At 61.2% G+C, this 17,287-nt stretch carries 16 protein-coding genes and 1 pseudogene; 9 read left to right on the top strand and 8 right to left on the bottom strand.

Features of this window, described 5'->3' with window-relative positions; all coding sequences use genetic code 11:
- Window positions 1-89 precede the first annotated feature (89 nt).
- Window positions 90-1,034 (top strand): carbohydrate kinase family protein, encoded by a 945-nt coding sequence (locus AC2VNM_RS10460; RefSeq protein ID WP_483166373.1) that lies wholly within the window; start codon window positions 90-92, stop codon window positions 1,032-1,034.
- Window position 1,035: 1 nt separating this feature from the next.
- Here the strand turns inward: AC2VNM_RS10460 and AC2VNM_RS10455 are convergent, their stop codons facing one another.
- Window positions 1,036-1,422, bottom strand: coding sequence for a rhodanese-like domain-containing protein (locus AC2VNM_RS10455; RefSeq protein WP_483166374.1), 387 nt, complete (start codon window positions 1,420-1,422; stop codon window positions 1,036-1,038).
- A 143-nt stretch (window positions 1,423-1,565) separates the two neighbouring features.
- Here AC2VNM_RS10455 and AC2VNM_RS10450 point away from each other — a divergent pair, with 143 nt between their 5' ends.
- From AC2VNM_RS10450 to clpA, 8 genes are all read left to right on the top strand, one after another.
- Window positions 1,566-4,076 carry a glycogen/starch/alpha-glucan phosphorylase gene (locus tag AC2VNM_RS10450; RefSeq protein WP_483166375.1) on the top strand — a complete coding sequence of 837 codons (2,511 nt, stop codon included), beginning with the start codon at window positions 1,566-1,568 and terminating at the stop codon, window positions 4,074-4,076.
- A 37-nt stretch (window positions 4,077-4,113) separates the two neighbouring features.
- Entirely contained in the window at window positions 4,114-5,643 is a 1,530-nt protein-coding gene (gpmI, locus tag AC2VNM_RS10445) for a 2,3-bisphosphoglycerate-independent phosphoglycerate mutase (RefSeq protein WP_483166376.1), read from the top strand.
- On the top strand, window positions 5,640-7,058 hold the full coding sequence (locus AC2VNM_RS10440; protein WP_483166377.1) for a murein hydrolase activator EnvC family protein: 1,419 nt from the start codon (window positions 5,640-5,642) through the stop codon (window positions 7,056-7,058). Before gpmI ends, AC2VNM_RS10440 begins: the two co-directional genes overlap by 4 nt.
- A 20-nt stretch (window positions 7,059-7,078) precedes the next feature.
- Window positions 7,079-8,497, top strand: coding sequence for a S41 family peptidase (locus AC2VNM_RS10435; RefSeq protein ID WP_483189726.1), 1,419 nt, complete (start codon window positions 7,079-7,081; stop codon window positions 8,495-8,497).
- Between the two features lie 21 nt (window positions 8,498-8,518).
- Window positions 8,519-9,091 carry a DJ-1 family glyoxalase III gene (locus AC2VNM_RS10430; RefSeq protein ID WP_483166379.1) on the top strand — a complete coding sequence of 191 codons (573 nt, stop codon included), beginning with the start codon at window positions 8,519-8,521 and terminating at the stop codon, window positions 9,089-9,091.
- Between the two features lie 49 nt (window positions 9,092-9,140).
- Window positions 9,141-9,917, top strand: a complete 777-nt coding sequence (locus AC2VNM_RS10425) for a peptidylprolyl isomerase (RefSeq protein WP_483166380.1) — start codon at window positions 9,141-9,143, stop codon at window positions 9,915-9,917.
- Between the two features lie 114 nt (window positions 9,918-10,031).
- On the top strand, window positions 10,032-10,340 hold the full coding sequence (gene clpS, locus AC2VNM_RS10420; protein WP_483166381.1) for an ATP-dependent Clp protease adapter ClpS: 309 nt from the start codon (window positions 10,032-10,034) through the stop codon (window positions 10,338-10,340).
- 3 nt (window positions 10,341-10,343) lie between these two features.
- Window positions 10,344-12,593 (top strand): ATP-dependent Clp protease ATP-binding subunit ClpA, encoded by a 2,250-nt coding sequence (gene clpA / locus AC2VNM_RS10415; protein WP_483166382.1) that lies wholly within the window; start codon window positions 10,344-10,346, stop codon window positions 12,591-12,593.
- On the opposite strand, the gene AC2VNM_RS10410 is transcribed toward clpA, so the two are convergent.
- The 7 genes and pseudogenes from AC2VNM_RS10410 to AC2VNM_RS10380 form a co-directional block, all read right to left on the bottom strand.
- Window positions 12,590-13,000, bottom strand: a complete 411-nt coding sequence (locus tag AC2VNM_RS10410; protein ID WP_483166383.1) for a hypothetical protein — start codon at window positions 12,998-13,000, stop codon at window positions 12,590-12,592. The two genes, clpA and AC2VNM_RS10410, sit on opposite strands and share 4 nt — an antisense overlap.
- On the bottom strand, window positions 12,981-13,505 hold the full coding sequence (gene ppa, locus AC2VNM_RS10405) for an inorganic diphosphatase (protein ID WP_483166384.1): 525 nt from the start codon (window positions 13,503-13,505) through the stop codon (window positions 12,981-12,983). The genes AC2VNM_RS10410 and ppa overlap by 20 nt, the downstream gene beginning before the upstream one ends.
- Window positions 13,502-14,277 (bottom strand): annotated as a pseudogene (gene kdsB / locus AC2VNM_RS10400) (3-deoxy-manno-octulosonate cytidylyltransferase). The gene ppa and the pseudogene kdsB overlap by 4 nt, the downstream one beginning before the upstream one ends.
- Window positions 14,274-14,456 carry a Trm112 family protein gene (locus AC2VNM_RS10395; protein WP_483166386.1) on the bottom strand — a complete coding sequence of 61 codons (183 nt, stop codon included), beginning with the start codon at window positions 14,454-14,456 and terminating at the stop codon, window positions 14,274-14,276. The pseudogene kdsB and the gene AC2VNM_RS10395 overlap by 4 nt, the downstream one beginning before the upstream one ends.
- Window positions 14,453-15,454, bottom strand: a complete 1,002-nt coding sequence (gene lpxK / locus AC2VNM_RS10390; RefSeq protein ID WP_486913255.1) for a tetraacyldisaccharide 4'-kinase — start codon at window positions 15,452-15,454, stop codon at window positions 14,453-14,455. The genes AC2VNM_RS10395 and lpxK overlap by 4 nt, the downstream gene beginning before the upstream one ends.
- A 7-nt stretch (window positions 15,455-15,461) precedes the next feature.
- Window positions 15,462-16,607 (bottom strand): hypothetical protein, encoded by a 1,146-nt coding sequence (locus tag AC2VNM_RS10385; RefSeq protein WP_486913254.1) that lies wholly within the window; start codon window positions 16,605-16,607, stop codon window positions 15,462-15,464.
- Complete coding sequence (locus AC2VNM_RS10380) at window positions 16,604-17,287, bottom strand: lysophospholipid acyltransferase family protein (protein ID WP_483166389.1); 684 nt, start codon at window positions 17,285-17,287, stop codon at window positions 16,604-16,606. The genes AC2VNM_RS10385 and AC2VNM_RS10380 overlap by 4 nt, the downstream gene beginning before the upstream one ends.

Here is a 17,287-nt window from a genome sequence, read left to right as displayed (position 1 = left end):
CACTACATTGTCGTACAATGGCCACATTGTAGTCCTCAATCGTGCAAATTACCACTCGTATCCGTTGCAAAAAATCAACAGGAGATTCCATGCCGACCCTTATCTGCGGTTCCCTCGCCTTCGACACCATCATGGTCTTTCAGGACCGCTTTCAGGAGCACATCCTGCCCGATCGCGTGCATATGCTGAACGTATCTTTCACCGTACCCGAGATGCGCCGCGACTTTGGCGGCTGCGCCGGCAACATCGCCTACAACCTCAAGCTTCTCGGCGGCGAGCCGCTGATCGTCGGCACCGTTGGCCAGGACTTCGGCCCCTACGCCGAGCATTTGCAGCGCCTTGGCATTGCCTGTAGCCATATTGCGGTTCTCAACGATCAATATACCGCACAAGCGTTCATCACCACGGACCTCGATGATAACCAGATCACCGCCTTCCACCCCGGAGCGATGATGCAGGCAGGCAAGAATCGTCTCGCCGGGCGGATTCCAGCGGGAAGCCGCTGGGGCATCGTCGCCCCCGATGGACTCGATGCCATGGTGCAACACCTGCACGATCTGCGCAGCGCCGGAGTGCAGACCATCTTCGATCCCGGCCAGGCATTGCCTCTCTTCGATGGCGACACCCTACGCCAGATGATCAGCGAGGCCGATTATCTCAGCGTCAACGATTACGAGTGCGGCATGATCCAGTCGCGCACGGATTGGGACCTGACAACCCTCCGCGGCAAGCTCAAGGCCTTGATCGTCACCCAGGGCGAGAAGGGTTCGTCTATTTACCAGGGCGAGGAAGAGATCCGGATTCCGGCGGCCAAGGCCAGTGCCGTCGTCGATCCCACCGGCTGCGGTGATGCCTATCGTGCCGGCCTGCTCTATGGCCTGGAGCACGATTTGCCGTGGGCGACCTGTGGCCGCATCGCGTCGCTCATGGGTGCCTATAAGATCGAGGTTGCGGGCACCCAGAACCATCACTTTACACACAACGAGTTCGTACAGCGTTATCAGGACAGTTTTGGCGAGGCCTTACCTGCCTGAATCAGCTTTCGATGGGCTTATCTTCAGCCTCCCAGACGACCATGCCGCCGGCGAGGCTGTAGACTTGGGCGAAGCCCATCTGCGCCAGGGTGACGGCGGCAAAGGCGGAACGGGTGCCACTGTCGCAGTAGAGCAAGACTCGGCGTTCCCGCGCCTGCGACAGTTCCGGGTGCGCCTTGCCATAGTCGAGGTCTGCCAGCGCTTCCAAGTGACCGCGCGGGACGTGATGGGCCCCAGGCAATCGCGCCTGATGAAAATCCTCTGCCTCACGCACATCGACGATCAACACGTCTTCGCCGGCATCCAGCCATCCCTCGACCGCATCACAATCAACTTCAGAGATTTGTGCCCGCGCCTCACGGATAAAGTCTGCCAAGCTTTTTGCCATATTTTACCTGCTCCTGAGTCACACCTTTCCGGAGCGGCTACCATGGCGAGGAAATCGACAAAAGGCAAGCTTGCGGACACTTCTCAAGGCCATAAAAAGGTTCTATGCTGACCTTAAGTCCTGCAGCGAAGAAGGAGTCCGTCGTGATACGCAAACGCAGCAAGAGCGCTGAATGTACCCTTCCCCCCTTGGGCATGGATGCCGAGGCCCTTTGTCAGGACAGCCAACACTATCTCTTCCGCAGCCTGGGCGTTCCCGTCGCCGAAGCCACTGCCGGCAAGGTTGCGCGTAGCGTCTACACCGCCCTGGGCATGGCTTTGCGCGATCGCTTGGTAGAGCGCTGGAACCAAAGCGAAGAACGGCGCGCGGAAATGCGAGGGAAACGGGCGTTTTACCTGTCCCTGGAATTCCTGCTCGGACGCAGTCTGAACAATACCCTGCTCAACCTTGGACTCGAAGAGGCTGCCGAAACAGCCCTGGCCTCCCAAGGCTGGAAATTGGCTGAACTGGCTGAAAAAGAGGCCGATGCCGGCCTCGGTAATGGCGGTCTTGGCCGCTTGGCTGCCTGTTTTCTCGACAGTTGCGCAAGCCTCGCTCTGCCGGTTACGGGATATGGCATCCGCTACGCTTATGGCATGTTCCGCCAAGAAATCGTCAATGGCGAGCAGGTCGAAGAGCCCGACCACTGGCTGAAAAATGGCTATCCCTGGGAGATCAGACGCCCAGAGCGGGTACGCCGCGTTTCCTATCGCGGGCGCAGCGAAGTCTATATCGACGCTGCCGGCAAAAATCGCTTTCGTTGGGTAGATACCCATGATGTCCTGGCTGTGCCCTACGACATCCCCATTCCCGGCTATGCCAATGGCGTCGTCAATACCCTGCGCCTATGGCGCGCCGCCGCCACCGACGTCTTCGATCTGGGGGAATTCAATGCGGGGGCCTATCCCGAGGCGGTTGCCGCGAAAAACGCCGCCGAGCATATCAGCATGGTGCTCTACCCCAACGACAGTAGCGAAAACGGCAAGGAACTGCGTCTGCGCCAGCAGTATTTCCTCGCCTCCGCCAGCCTGCAGGATGTCCTGGCCGACTGGGTCGCAAAGCATGGGGAAAAATTCTCCCATTTTGCCGAGAAGCATGTCTTTCAGCTCAACGACACCCATCCCAGCATCTCGGTGGCCGAACTCATGCGTCTGTTGATCGACGAATACGGCCTGGACTGGGACGCCGCCTGGCAGATCACCAGCAGCACCATGGCCTACACCAATCACACCCTGCTCCCCGAGGCGTTGGAGCGCTGGCCGGTGCGTCTCTTTCGCCAGCTCCTGCCGCGGGTGCTGGAGATCATCTACGAGATCAACGCGCGCTTTCTGCGCGAGGTGGCGCGCACCCACCCCGGTGACAGCGGCCTGCTCAGCCGTGTCTCATTGATCGAAGAAGGCCCGGACCCCATGGTACGCATGGCCAACCTAGCGGTGGTCGGGAGCTTTTCCGTCAATGGTGTTGCCGCGCTGCACACCGAGCTTCTGTGTCGGGAGTTGTTTCACGACTTCTACCAGCTCTGGCCGGAACGCTTCAACAACAAGACCAATGGCGTCACCCCGCGCCGCTGGCTGCAGTCTGCCAACCCCGAGTTATGCAAGCTGATCAGCGCTAAGATCGGCAGCGACTGGCAGCAGGACCTGGCCGGGCTACAGGCACTGGCGCCCTTTGCCGATGACAGTCGATTTCGCAAGAGCTGGGCCAAGGTCCGCGCCGCCAACAAAGCGGCACTCTTTGACGTCATCAGCGAGCAGACCGGGGTGGCAATGATCCCCGGCGCCCTGCTCGATACCCAAGTCAAACGTATCCACGAGTACAAGCGGCAGTTGCTCAACGCCCTGCATGTGGTACACCTCTACGATCGCATCAAGCGCGGCGATCTGGAAGGGTTCACGCCGCGCAATGTGCTTTTTGCCGGCAAGGCGGCGCCAGGGTATTTCATGGCCAAGCGCATCATTCGCTTCATCAACGAGATCGCTCGTACCATCGATGCCGATCCCGACACCGATGGGCTGTTGCGTGTGGTATTCCTGCCCGATTATCGGGTCTCGCTGATGGAAAAGATCTGCACCGCCACCGATCTTTCTGAGCAGATTTCCACCGCTGGCAAGGAGGCATCGGGCACCGGGAACATGAAATTCATGATGAACGGGGCATTGACGATCGGTACCTTGGATGGTGCCAACATCGAAATTCGTGAGGCCGTAGGTGCCGAGCACTTTTTTCTCTTTGGCCTGAATGCCGAGGAGGTCGCCCATCTGCACGCGCGGTATCAGCCGCAACACTTCGTCGATGCCGACCAGGATCTGGAGCGCGTCTTGCAGCTCATCCGCAGCGGCTATTTCAATCCCTACGATTTTGGCCTCTTTGATTGCCTGCTGGATGCCGTACTCTCTCCGCATGATCCCTGGATGGTGCTCGCCGACTTCACCAGTTACAAGCAGAAGCAGCAAGAGGTCGCAGAACTATGGTGCGATCAGGACGAATGGCTGCGTTTCAGCATCCGCAATACGGCGGCGAGTGGGATCTTTTCCAGCGATCGAACCATCCGCGAATACAACGCCGATATCTGGCATCTGACGCCCCTGGTAGCGGAGGGCGCCAGTCTTGGCTAGAATCCGCGGGTGTCGGAAAAGTTTGTGAAGGAGTCAGGTGAGTACATCGTCCGTTCGCCCTGTGGTATTGCTCATTCTCGATGGTTGGGGCTATCGCGAGGCGGCGGAAGATAACGCCATTGCGCTGGCTCATACGCCGCACTGGGATAGCTGGTGGAAAACCCACCCGCATGCCCTCTTACAGGCATCCGAGGCTTCGGTCGGCCTGCCCCGCGGGCAGATGGGCAACAGTGAGGTCGGGCACATCAACATCGGTGCCGGCCGGGTCGTCTATCAAGAGTACGAACGGATCAATCGTGCCATCGCCGATGGCAGCTTCTACCAGAATGCCGCACTGGTGCAGGCCGTGGATGCGGCCCAGCAACGCGGCAAGGCGGTGCACATCCTCGGGCTGCTCTCTCCCGGTGGGGTACACTCCCACGAAGATCACCTGATCGCCGGCTTGCGCCTGGCGCGGGAGCGCGGCGCCGAGCGGGTCTATCTGCATGCCTTTCTCGACGGGCGGGACACCGCTCCCCGCTCGGCAGCGGCATCCCTGCGGAAAGTAGAAGACGCTTTGGCGCGTAAGGGTGGGCGCCTCGCCACCCTCATCGGTCGCTACTATGCCATGGACCGCGACCATCGCTGGGACCGCGTGCAAAAGGCCTACGATCTCATCACTCAGGGCCTTGGCACGGAATATCCGAGTGCCGAAGCCGCCCTGGAGGCGGCCTATACCCAAGTGGAAAGCGACGAGTTCGTACCTGCAGCGCGGATCGGACCCGCAGCGCGGGTAGAGGACGGCGATAGCATCGTCTTTCTCAATTTTCGTTCTGATCGCGCCCGCCAGATCACCCGCGCCTTTGTCGAGCCGGACTTCTCCGGCTTCCCGCGTGCAGTCGTGCCGAAACTCTCGGCCTTCGTCACCCTGACAGAGTACAGCGAGCAGCTGCCCGTGCAGGTAGCCTTTCCACCGAGTCGCTTGCGCAATACCTTTGGAGAGTGGATTTCCCGCTTTGGGATGCGGCAACTGCGCATCGCCGAGACCGAGAAATATGCCCACGTGACGTTCTTTTTCAACGGTGGCGAAGAGCAGGTTTTTGAAGGGGAAGATCGCGTTCTCATTCCCTCGCCCAGCGTCGCCACCTATGATCTGCAGCCGGAAATGAGCGTACGGGACCTGGCGGATCGCCTCATTGCCGAGGTGCAGGCCGGTCAGCATGACGTCATCATCTGCAACATTGCCAACCCCGATATGGTCGGACACAGCGGCAAACTGGAGGCCGCCAAGGTTGCGGTGGAGGCCGTAGATCAAGCCCTGGGCCGTATCGTGCCGGCGGTGCGGGCACGCGGTGGCGAGGTGCTGATCACCGCGGATCATGGCAATGTTGAACAAATGCTCGACCCGGAGACCGGCCAGGCACACACTGCGCATACCTGTAACCCTGTGCCCCTGCTCTATATTGGCCGCTCCGCCCGCCTGCAGGAAAGCGGCGCGCTGGAGGATCTCGCCCCCACGCTACTGCAACTGCTCGGCCTACCCAAGGCCCCGGAAATGAGCGGGAAAAGTCTCATCGAGCATACGTGAAGGATCTGACCCCCACTGCCGTCCTGCTGGGCAGCGCCCTTTTCTGGGTAGGCATCGGCCCCGCCCAGGCGAGCAATCTGCCACAGAAAATCCACGAGAACAGGGCCCGTTTGGAGTCCATCCACCAGAATGTGTCGGCGCTGCAGGCGCAGTTGGCTGATAAGCAGAAAACCCAGGCAGAGCTCCGTAGCGAGATCGCCCAACTCGACCAGCGTATCCAATCCACCCAGCGCCAGCTGCAAAGCATTCAGAAGCAGCGCCAGCAAACACAACAGGAAATCAGCGAACTGCAAGGTCAGATTGACAAGCTGCAACAAGAATTGCAAACGCAGAAAAAAATCCTCGCGGACCAGTTGCGCGCCGCCTACATGTTGGGTGGGGAAACCCCACTCGCGGTCTGGCTACAAACGGAAAAGCCGGCCGAAATTGGGCGCCTCAGCGTCTACTATCGGGCATTGGCCAAGGCGCGTCTGGAATTGATCGCGAAGACGCAGACAACGAGCAAAGAGATCATCAAGACGCAAGAGCGGAAAAAGCAACAAGAGTCCCATCTCGCGCAACTGGCAGCGCAGACGCAACATCAGGAAACTACCCTGGAGGCCCAACGGAATCAGCATGCCACACTGGAAGAACAACTAGTGAAGCGCATTGCCGCCGATCAGGCCAAAATTGCCAATCTGCAAGCCAACGCCAACATTCTCAACGGCTTGGTGCAGCGGCTCTCGGTGCAGTACGCGCAGCAACTGGCGGCGGAAAGGGCGGCGGCCGAGGCGGCGGCGCGCAAACGCGCGGCCGAACGTCTGGCGGCAGAACAAGCGGCGGCCCGCGCGGCTGCAGAACGGCGCGCTGCCGAGCGCGCCGCGGCGCAGGAGCGTGCCCGGATCGCGGCCCAAGCCGCCGCCGAGCAAAAACGTGCCGAACAACTGCAAAAAGAGCTGCATCAGCCTCCCCCGCCAACGCCGGTGCAAGCTCCGCCAATTGCGACGGTTCCCCCGGTTACGCCCAGTATCGCCCCGCCAGCCAGCGGCGCCGTTGGTCACGGTAGCTTTCCCCCTCCCGTCAGCGCGCCTGTGCGTCATCTCTTTGGCACGCCGCGGGTACAAGGCGGGCCGAACTGGCAGGGAATCACCTTTGCCGCGCCGGCGAGCACGCCGGTACACGCCATCGCCCCGGGCATGGTCCTATACGCCGGTCCGTTACGTGGTTATGGCGAGATCGTCATTGTCCAACAAGCCAATCTCGTTCTGGCCATTTACGGGCATCTGGCTAAGCCCGCCGTGCAGGTCGGCCAGAAGCTGCAAACCGGCAGCCTGGTAGGTACGGTCGGCAGCGGCGGTGAGATGGGTGATGATGGCCTCTATCTCGAGATCCGCAGCCAGGGTCACCCGGTCAACCCATTGAATTTCATTCGCTAGCAGTGCAAGGTTCTGGAGCCATGATGACGACGCGCATCCTGCAAATCTGTTTACCCGTCCTGACTATCGCGGTCATGGCTCTGGGTCCGGTTCCTGCCCGGGCAGACGAGAGTCAGACCATTCCCCTCAAGGAAATCCAGACGTTCAGTCAGGTCTTTGCGCTGATCAAGTCGGACTACGTCGCTCCCAGCTCCGACCAGAAACTGATGCAAGGGGCCATCGCCGGCATGGTACATGCCCTCGATCCGCATTCCGCCTATCTCACTCCCAAGGAATGGAAACAGATGCAGGTCTTTACCGATGGCCGTTTTGGTGGCGTGGGCATCGAGATCACCCCGGATCATGGGCTCTTGCGGGTGGTCACGCCCATCGACGGTACGCCTGCCGCGCGGGCAGGGATTCGTGCTGGCGATCTCATCATCAAGATCAATGGCAAAGCGGTTGAGGGTCTGGGCCTGCAGAAGGCGGTGGACGAGATGCGTGGCAAGCCGGGTAGCCAGGTCAGTCTCACCCTGCTGCGACCGCACAGCAACATCCCCCTGCAAGTCACCCTGACGCGCGCCATCATCAAGGTTCAGAGCGTGCGCTACCAGATGATCGCCCCCGACTACGGCTACCTGCGCATCAGCCAGTTCCAGGATAACACCGGCAATGCCGTGCAGGCGGCCGTCAAACAGCTCGAAAAAGATGCCAATGGCAAACTGAAAGGACTCATTCTCGATTTGCGCAACAACCCGGGTGGGGTGCTGCAGGCGGGGGTGGAAACCGCCGACACCTTCCTGAATCAGGGGCTGATCGTCTACACCAAGGGCCGCACCGGGAACAGTGACATGCGCTTTCGCGCCCATGGTCCCGACCTGTTGCATGGCGCCCCCGTGATCGTATTGATTAACGGGGGGACGGCCTCCGCTGCGGAAATCGTGACCGGCGCCCTCAAGGATGATGGCCGCGCTTTGGTGCTCGGCAGTCGCAGCTTTGGCAAGGGTTCCGTGCAATCCGTCATCCCTCTGGATAACGGCGGGGCACTCAAACTGACCACGGCGCTCTACTACACGCCAGCTGGCTGTTCCATTCAGGGGCAAGGAATCGTCCCCAACGTCGCCATCGTCCCCAGCAACCCGGAAGAGCGGCAAATCGATGCCGCTTTGCTCAAGGAATCGGAATTGGAGGGAATGCTCCAAGCGCCGGACCAGTGCCAGAAGGTTCAGCCACAGTTCCAGATTGCGGAGCCGACGCCGACCGCCACCACTCAGCAAAAGCAGACGCCGTCCGAGGGTCCGGATCTCGCCACCGATTTTGTGCTGCGCAAGGCCCTGGAGATTCTGCAGGGCGATGCCGTAGGGGTGATACAGGATGGGAAGTCGGTAAAAAAAGTCATCCCATTACCGACTTATCCCAGTCGGGATAAAAATGCCGACGCCAAGGTCAAAGCTGCCTGAGTGAGAATGCAGGAGGAGAAGGTGGCGCCGGTACCGAAAGTAGTCATTCCGATTGCCGATGGTTGCGAGGAGATGGAGGTGGTAATTTGCGCCGACATCCTGCGCCGCGCCGGCGCGGAGGTCTGTCTGGCCGGAGTGGATGGCACGCGTGCGGTCACCGCCTCGCGCGGCGTGCGCCTCCTGCCGGATTGCAGTTGGAGCGAATGTGCCGATACGCCAATGGATCTGCTACTGCTCCCCGGCGGTGCGGGTGGGGTGGAGCGCCTGCGGCAATCCGCCAGCCTGCGCAATAAAATCATCGAGCGTAGCGCCGGTGCTGAGAGAGTCGCGGCCATTTGTGCCGCTCCCTCTTTGCTTGCCGAGCTGGACGTACTGCGTGACAAAAAAGTGACCAGTTATCCCGGCGCCCTCGATCCGCAGAGCAAAGACTATCAATTTCAGACCGCGACCGTCGTTGTCGATGGTTCGCTTACCAGTTCTCGCGGTCCGGGGACCGCGATGGACTTCGCTCTCGACCTCGTCGTCCAGCTCTTTGGCCGGGAACGGGGAATGGCGGTGGAAACGGCCTTGCAAAGGCCGTCGGTTTACCTTTGATCCATCCCCATGGATAATGCTTCGTCTCAATCAAACTGAAGGAAAACGCATGAAACTTCGCGCAGTTGTTCTCGCCGGCATGGTCGGTGCTTTCTCTCTGCCCGTATTCGCTGCGCCAGCGGCCACCGTCAATGGTCATGCCATCGACAACAGCCAGGTGCAGGAAATCATGAGCATGAGCCCGGATCTCGCGAAAGAGCCCAATGCTCGCGAGCAGGTCATTCAGAATCTGGTCAACATGGAACTGCTGTCGCAGTATGCGGATCAGCACGGCCTGGCCCAGTCCGCCGACGTGCAGGAACGCCTGAGCCTGGCCAAGCGGCAGATCCTAGCGGACGCCGCGGTCGAATCCTATGTCAAGGCCCATCCCGTTTCCCAGACCGACATTCAGAATGCCTACAACAAATTCGTCGCGGCCATGGGCAAGAAGGAATATGAAGTGCGCCACATCCTGGTGAAGACCAAGGCTGAGGCCGACAAGATCATGGCGGATCTGAAGTCAGGCCAGAAGTTCTCCAAGCTTGCCGAAAAGTACTCCATCGACAAGGGTAGTGCCGCGCACGGTGGCGAGCTCGGCTGGATCGTTCCCGGCATGGTGGTACCACCCTTCGCGCAGGCCGTGGAAACGGCGCCCATCGACAAGCCCGTGGGTCCGGTACAGACCCAATTTGGTTACCACATTATCGAAGTGCAGGCTACCCGACCGGTCACTCCGCCTTCCTTGAGCTCCATGCAGGACCGTATCAAGGCCCAGCTGCAGCAGCAGGAGGCTGCCAAGTTCGTATCGGATCTGCGGAGCAAGGCTACCATCAACATCACCAAGTAATTCCTCGTTACTCTGGCGCTGCAGGGGCCGAAGGGGTTTCTCTTCGGCCCTTTGCCTTGCCTGTAGCCGGATCAGGCGCCACAATGAATGGAGAGAGTTTTTGGGAGTACTGGTGTGGCAACGCGAAGAAATCCTCAGCAACCCGTCCTGGAGCGGCAAACGCAGATCCGCGAGCCGCGCTTGTATCGGGTCTGTCTGCTCAACGATGACTTCACTCCCATGGACTACGTGGTACGCATCCTCGAAGAATACTTTCACAAGAGCCACGAAGAAGCCTTCCAGATCATGATGGAGGTGCACAATCATGGCAAAGGCATCTGTGGGGTCTACCCCTTTGATCTCGCGGAAACCAAGGTCACCCTGGTCACGGCTGATGCCCGTCAGCATCAGCATCCCTTGCGCTGTACCATGGAAAAGGAGTGAGCGATGATCGACAAGCCCTTGGAACAGTCCATCAATCAGGCATTTCAGACGGCGCGCGAATTTGGGCATGAGTATGCCTCAGTCGAGCATCTGCTGCTGGCCTTGCTCGACAACCCGGCCAGCCAAGAGGTACTGGATGCCTGCGGTGCCGATCGCAAGCGCCTCGGGCGCGAGCTCAGAGGATTCCTGAGCAAGAAAATTCCCTCCCTGGGACAGGCCGGCACCGTCAACAGTCAGCCATCCATCGGCTTTCAGCGGGTGATTCAGCGTGCCCTCTATCATGTGCAGTCGGCGGGAAAAGATGCGGTCACCGGTGCCAACGTATTGGTCGCTCTCTTCGCTGAGCGGGAATCCCATGCGGTGTATTTTCTGCAGAAGGAACATGTGTCGCGGATGGATGTGGTTACGTACCTTGCCCATGGGCATCAGCGCGACGATAGCCAGGAAGAAGGTGAAGAACCAGAAACCGAGAAAGAGCAGAACAAGTCCGGCAAGGATCCGCTGTCTGCGTATACACGCAATCTCAACGCCCTGGCCCGGGCTGGGCGCATCGATCCGCTCATTGGCCGCGCCCATGAATTGGAGCGCGCGTTGCAGATCCTTGCCCGCAGACGGAAGAACAACCCGCTCTTCGTGGGTGAGCCCGGGGTCGGCAAGACGGCTATCGTCGAGGGTTTGGCACGTGCCATCGTCTACGGCAACGTGCCGGAGATTCTGGAAAACGCCACCATCTATGCCCTCGATATGGGTGCCCTGATCGCCGGCTCCCGCTATCGTGGCGACTTCGAGGAGCGCCTCAAGGCGGTGCTCAAGGCCCTACAACGACAACCCAAGGCCATCCTTTTCATTGACGAAATCCACACTATCGTCGGTGCCGGTGCCGTTTCCGGGGGGGCCATGGATGCCTCCAACCTGCTCAAACCCGCCCTGGCGGCAGGGGAGCTGAAGTGTATTGGTGCTACTACCTACCAGGAGTTCCGTCAGCATTTTGAGAAAGACCGCGCCCTCAGTCGACGCTTTCAGAAGATCGACGTACCCGAGCCGAGCCCGGATGAGGCGGTCGAGGTGCTCCGTGGACTCAAACGGCACTTCGAGAATCACCACCACCTGCGCTATACCGACGCCGCCTTGCGCGCAGCCGTGGAATTGTCCATCAAGCATATCCACGACCGGCACCTGCCCGACAAGGCCATCGACGTCATCGATGAGGTTGGCGCCGCCCAGGCCCTGCTCCCGCCGTCGCGGCGCAAGAAGAGCATCGGCGTTCATGACATCGAGGAGATGGTGGCCAAAATGGCACGTATCCCGGGCAAGTCAGTCTCTCTCGACGACCGCACGGCACTGAAGAACCTCGAACGCGACCTGGGGCTGGTGATCTTTGGTCAGGATCGTGCCATCCGCGAGCTGAGCGCGGCCATCAAGCTCTCCCGCGCGGGGCTGCGGCACGCGGAGAAACCGATTGCTGCCTTCCTCTTCTCCGGCCCCACGGGCGTCGGCAAAACCGAGCTGACCCGGCAGCTGGCACAGCTTTTGGGTATTCCCTTGCTGCGCTTCGATATGAGCGAGTATATGGAGCGGCATAGCGTGTCCCGCCTCATTGGCGCACCGCCCGGCTATGTGGGCTACGACCAGTCTGGTCTGCTCAGCGATGCGATTTTGAAGCAGCCGCATGCCGTTCTGCTCCTCGATGAAATCGAAAAGGCGCACCCGGATATCTTCAACGTGCTCCTGCAAGTGATGGATCATGGCAAACTCACCGATGCCAGCGGTCGGCAAGTGGATTTCCGCCAGGTGATCCTGGTCATGACCACCAATGCCGGCGCTGAGGAACAGGGAAAGACAGCGATCGGCTTCGTCCAGAAGGCGAACGAAACCGGCAAGGAAATGGAGAGCATTCGGCGGATCTTCGCGCCTGAATTCCGCAACCGCCTCGACGCCATCGTGCCCTTCTCACCTCTGGCGCGGGAGGACATTCTGCACGTGGTCGACAAGCTGCTCATGGAACTGGATGAACAGCTCCTGCAGAAGGGATATAGCCTGGAGGTCAGCAGCGAGCTGCGCGACTGGCTGGCGAAGAAGGGCTACGATCCGCTCATGGGTGCGCGACCGATGGCGCGTCTGATTCAGGAGGAACTAAAAAAACCGCTGGCGGAACACATCCTCTTTGGCGATCTCCCCAAGGGCACGCAGATCAGTGCAACGCTGGAAGGAGATAAGGTCGTCCTGCGTCTCCCCGAGACCGCTCCCGCCTAACGCTGGCGGCGCCAGTAAGGCGCCAGCAGGCGGGCTTCCGGTACCTCTTCGAGAATGGCGGCGGGGATTTCCACGGTCAGGCCAGGACGTGCGCGGATACTCACCCAAAGCAGATTCATGCGCAGGTTGAGGTCGGCAAAGACCACCCAATTCTGATAGCGCTGCAAGACGCCGCCCACCAGACGCAGGGTGCGCAGTTGCCGTTCGCTGCTGTAGCGCCGCAAACCGGGGAAGATCATACGAAAGTCGGCAAGCAGGTGGCCGTACTCATCGCGGCTCGGGACCCGCTGCCACAACGGCCCGTCGGCCTCCAGCCGGCCCCAGGGCAAGGCAGCAGGCAGAGCAGCGGAGGCCGGGACCAGGAAGGTACCGGCCTGCGCGCAAGGCTTATCCCGGGAAGCGGGCAACGTCCTTTTGGATGATTTTACGGGCGGCTTCGACACCGGACCAATCCTTGAGTTTTACCCATTTGCCGGGCTCGAGATCCTTATAGTGCTCAAAGAAATGCCGCACCTGATCAAGTAGGGACTGCGGCAAATCCTTGACGTCCCTGATCGCCTCATAACCGGGTGCGATCTTGGCATGGGGCACGGCAATCACCTTCATGTCCAGGCCGTGCTCATCTTCCATCGTCAACACGCCTACCGGACGGGCACGCAGGACCGTGCCGGGCGCCACCGGCTGCGGGGAAACGACCAACACATCCGTGGGATCACCATCGTCCGACAGGGTATTGGGGATGAAGCCATAGTTCAGCGGATAGTGCATGGCGGTAAAGAGAAAACGATCGACAAAGACGGCTTCCGACGCCTTGTCGACCTCATACTTGATGCTGGAGCCTTGCGGAATCTCGATGACGACGTTGATATCATCGGGAACGGCCTTGCCGGCGGGGATTTCCTTCAACTTCATGCAGAACACTCCTCCTGGATGGAAAATGCGGCCCGCACGCGGGCCAGATCCGCGGGGGTATCGACCCCAATCGGCGGAACAACATCGCTACAGCATACCCGAATTCGGTATCCGCGTTCGAGTATCCGCAGTTGCTCCAACGATTCTAGCTCTTCCAGGGCCGAGCGCGGCCAGCGCGCATACTCCTGCAGAAAGCCAGCGCGATAGGCATAGAGGCCAAGATGTCGCCAGTGCTGGCCCGTGGGCAATTCGGCGCCTTGCGCCAACGGGTAGCGATCACGCTCCCAGGGAATGGGGGCCCGGGAGAAATACAAGGCATCCTTGGCGGCGTTCAGCACCACCTTGACGGCGTGGGGGTCGACCAGTTCTTCCCAGTGGGTCAGGGGCACCGCCGCTGTGGCTACCATCAGAGCCGGCTCTTCGGCAAGGGCGGCAGCCACCGCATGTATCAGTGTCGCCGGCATTTGCGGTTCATCGCCCTGCAGATTGACGATGATTTCGTCCGCCGGCAATCCGAGAATCTGAACCGCCTCGGCCAGGCGCTCGCTACCGCAACGGTGACGTGAATGGTCTGTACCGCCTCACCGCCATATGCGCGCACTGCCGCCAGGATCTGCTCGTCGTCTGCCGCTACCACCACGCGTCCCGCGCCACTGGTCAAGGCACAACGCCGCACCCTCTCGATCATTGGCAATCCGGCAATAGGCAGGAGCATTTTTCCCGGAAGGCGGGAAGACGCCATGCGCGCTGGGATGAGAACGGTAAAGCTCACTTGCTTTCGCCATCCAACGGCTCCGCCTCTTCCAGCAGGAGGACCGGAATGCCATCGCGGACAGGAAAGCGCAATCTGCAGCGATGACAGCAAAGGGCGCGCTGCTCTGCGCAAGGCAGGAGGGGGCCTTTACAGGCCGGACAGGCGAGCAGGTCGAGTAAACGGCGATCGATTTTCACTGTGGACTCCTCAAGGTAGCCAGCCGCTGATCGAGCCAGTGGTTGAAGGATGGCTCCCAGTTGATGCCGATCTCCAGCACCCAGACCTCCGGGAGACCAGTCAACTGCGCGCATTTTACGGCATCCTTGCGGGTGATGACGAGGGGAGCGGGTATATCCACCAGATCCTGCTGGCGAAAAACGTGATGGTCGGGGAAGGAATGCAGAGTTACCTGCGCCCCCAGACCCGTCAATGTCCGCTGAAAACGCTCAGGACGGGCGATACCCGTAACGGCATGGAGGTGGCGATTACGCAACGCCTGCAACGGTAGTTCCTGCACGGGATCGTGCAGGGGCACCAAGCGCGTAACCTGCTGCTCGAAGCGAAAACAGGGCTGTTCGATACCCACGAGGTCTGCGCTGCCAGCGGCGGCGGGATCGCAGAGCAGGGCATCGGCGGTCAGCAGAGCCGTTTTCGCCTCGCGCAGGGGACCGGACGGCAGGCAACGCCCATTACCCAGGGGTCTTTCCCCTTGCAGCAGGAGGAGGGAAAGACTGGGTTGCAGGGCAAGATGCTGAAAACCATCATCGAGAACGACGATGTCGTGCCCAGCATTGGCGGCAGCCAAGATGCCGGCATGGCGGCGGCGACTGAGAAAGACCGGAGCTATGCTGCGCAGCAGCAGGGGCTCGTCGCCGGCACGGGCGGGAGAATCGTCCGGAAGCACGGCATAGGGCTCCTGCGGTGGGTGCGCGCCATAACCGCGGCTGATGGCGGCTGGGTGCCAGGAGTGGCGTTGCAGGTAGCGGAGCAAAGCCATCGTCATCGGGGTTTTCGCGCTCCCTCCCACGTTGAGATTGCCCACGACAATACTCGGCAAGGCTCCGGGCAGGCGCCTCGCCCGTGCGCGCCGCCGCGCTGCCAAGGCGCAATAGATGGCACCCAAGGGGCGCAGGAGATCGGCACCGACGCCACCGGCGTACCACTGCCGCTCCAGCTCCTGGCGCCAGCTCAACAAAACGGGCTTACCAATCGAAGACCCGTTGCAGGAACTCCGGCAAGCGCTCCCCGGCCGCGCGACGCTCCTGCCAGAAATAGCGCCGGTAGGCATCGGCCTCTTCCCGCGCCGCAATGGGCTCCGCCAACACGGACGCCCAGTGCTGGAGCACCGCGGCGGGCTGGGCCAATTTGCGCGGCTCGGCGGCCAGGGTACTGGGCAGCGCCCATTGCAGGCCCAAGCCCTGACTGAGAGGACGCCCACCGGCAAAGATTTGCCATAACTGCATAGCACCGACAGCGAGGAGGTGCACAGCGTCACAGGCGGCCGCCAGGGCGGGGTGCCAGCGCGCTTCGTCCACCCGCAGGATACTGCCCACTTTCACCTGCTCCCGTCGCCACTTGGACAAGACTGGCAAATTAGCAGGTGCGCCAGCGCCTTCGAGAAAGAGCAGGCCACGCTGGCGCAAAGGGGAACTCTGCCAGGCGGCCATCCAGGCGGGCCAGTCGCTGGCCTGCAGGCCCGTCACCCAAAACAGGGCGTCGCCCTGGCTGCCCAGGATCAGATTACGAAAATTGGGCTCCACCTGCGCTACCGTCACCAGCGTGAGGAAATCCACCGGCTCCTGCAGTCCGACATCACGGGCGAGTGATTCCCACTGCTGATATTGCCTCTGACTGCGTGGGTAAACGGCCTCCCAGGGAGTGAGGCCGATAGCCCCCGTGGGTGGGGCGGCGATCGCCAAGGCAGGGGTATGCTTCTCTTCGAGCAATCTCGCCAGGGCAGGACTGGGCACTCGACCCAAGCCCAGATAGCGCAGGGGACGCAGCCGCTCCAGGGTGGTAGCCAGGGCACGGGGATGGGCGCTGGGGCCAAAACCGTAGCCGAGACGCTCAATGCCCGCCGTGCTCTCCGGGAACAGCGTCGCATCTTCCCGCTCGAAGGTCAGAATCATGCGCAGATCGCGGCGCTTGTCACTGATCGCTCGACAGAGCTCGACGCCCAGCCGCAGATCGTCATGCTCGCTGCCGCCCTGTAACCACAACACGGGACCGCGATCCCCAGGTAGCCTCAGTCCCCCCAAGCGGGCGTTGGCCTGGGCCAGACGTCCCGCCCGAGCATCCTGCCAGCTCGCCCAGCGGGCACGCCAATAATTGGCTCCGTAATAACTCATCCCTGCCATCCTTCTTCGACCCGCTCCATTATGCGGTCCGCACGCTGCCGCTGGGCCCGCATCTCGTCCTCCAGCTTCCGTTGCAGAGCGAGCATCTCGGCCGGGGAGGCGTCGGTCGCAATGTACATCGGCTCCCCCCAAAGCACCACGGCGCGACTACCGGGCAGAGGAAAGAGAAAGTGGTCCCAACTCGCAAAGCGACGTCCCCAGCGCGCCGAAAAGGTAACCGGAACAACCGGAAGCCCGGTCCAACGCGCCAACTCCAGCACCCCCGCCTGCAATTGCTCACGGGGCCCGCGTGGGCCATCCGGGGTGATCGCCAGATCGTAGCCTTCCCGCGCCGCGCGCAGCATACCCTTGGCCCCCTTCAAGGCACCACGCCGACTGGACCCGCGTACGGCCTCATAGCCCCAGTGCGACATCACCTGGGCGATCAGTTCACCGTCGCGATGCTCGCTGATCAGAATTTTCACCCTTTGCCCGCCTATCCGCCGGTAGGCCGCCGGAATCAGGGCGAGACGCCCATGCCAGAAAGCCAAAATGATGGGCTGCCCGGATTCGCGCAATGCACGAATGCGGTCGGCGCCCTCTTCCTGCCAGCGCAGACTTTGGGCAACACCTCTTAGCACCAAGGCAGCCAGCGCGGCGGCGCGGGACTGCCAGCGCCCTGCCAGGCGCAC

This window comes from Acidithiobacillus sp. TH-A67 (assembly GCF_057473545.1).
This window is presented reverse-complemented; position numbering and strand designations above follow the sequence as displayed.

Bases quoted from the DNA above. Each gene is read 5' to 3' on its own strand.
- AC2VNM_RS10460 (WP_483166373.1), top strand. From the start codon at position 90: ATGCCGACCCTTATCTGCGGTTCCCTCGCCTTCGACACCATCATGGTC.
- AC2VNM_RS10455 (WP_483166374.1), bottom strand. From the start codon at position 1,422: ATGGCAAAAAGCTTGGCAGACTTTATCCGTGAGGCGCGGGCACAAATC.
- AC2VNM_RS10435 (WP_483189726.1), top strand. From the start codon at position 7,079: ATGATGACGACGCGCATCCTGCAAATCTGTTTACCCGTCCTGACTATC.
- AC2VNM_RS10425 (WP_483166380.1), top strand. From the start codon at position 9,141: ATGAAACTTCGCGCAGTTGTTCTCGCCGGCATGGTCGGTGCTTTCTCT.
- clpA (WP_483166382.1), top strand. From the start codon at position 10,344: ATGATCGACAAGCCCTTGGAACAGTCCATCAATCAGGCATTTCAGACG.
- ppa (WP_483166384.1), bottom strand. From the start codon at position 13,505: ATGAAGTTGAAGGAAATCCCCGCCGGCAAGGCCGTTCCCGATGATATC.
- AC2VNM_RS10385 (WP_486913254.1), bottom strand. From the start codon at position 16,607: ATGAGTTATTACGGAGCCAATTATTGGCGTGCCCGCTGGGCGAGCTGG.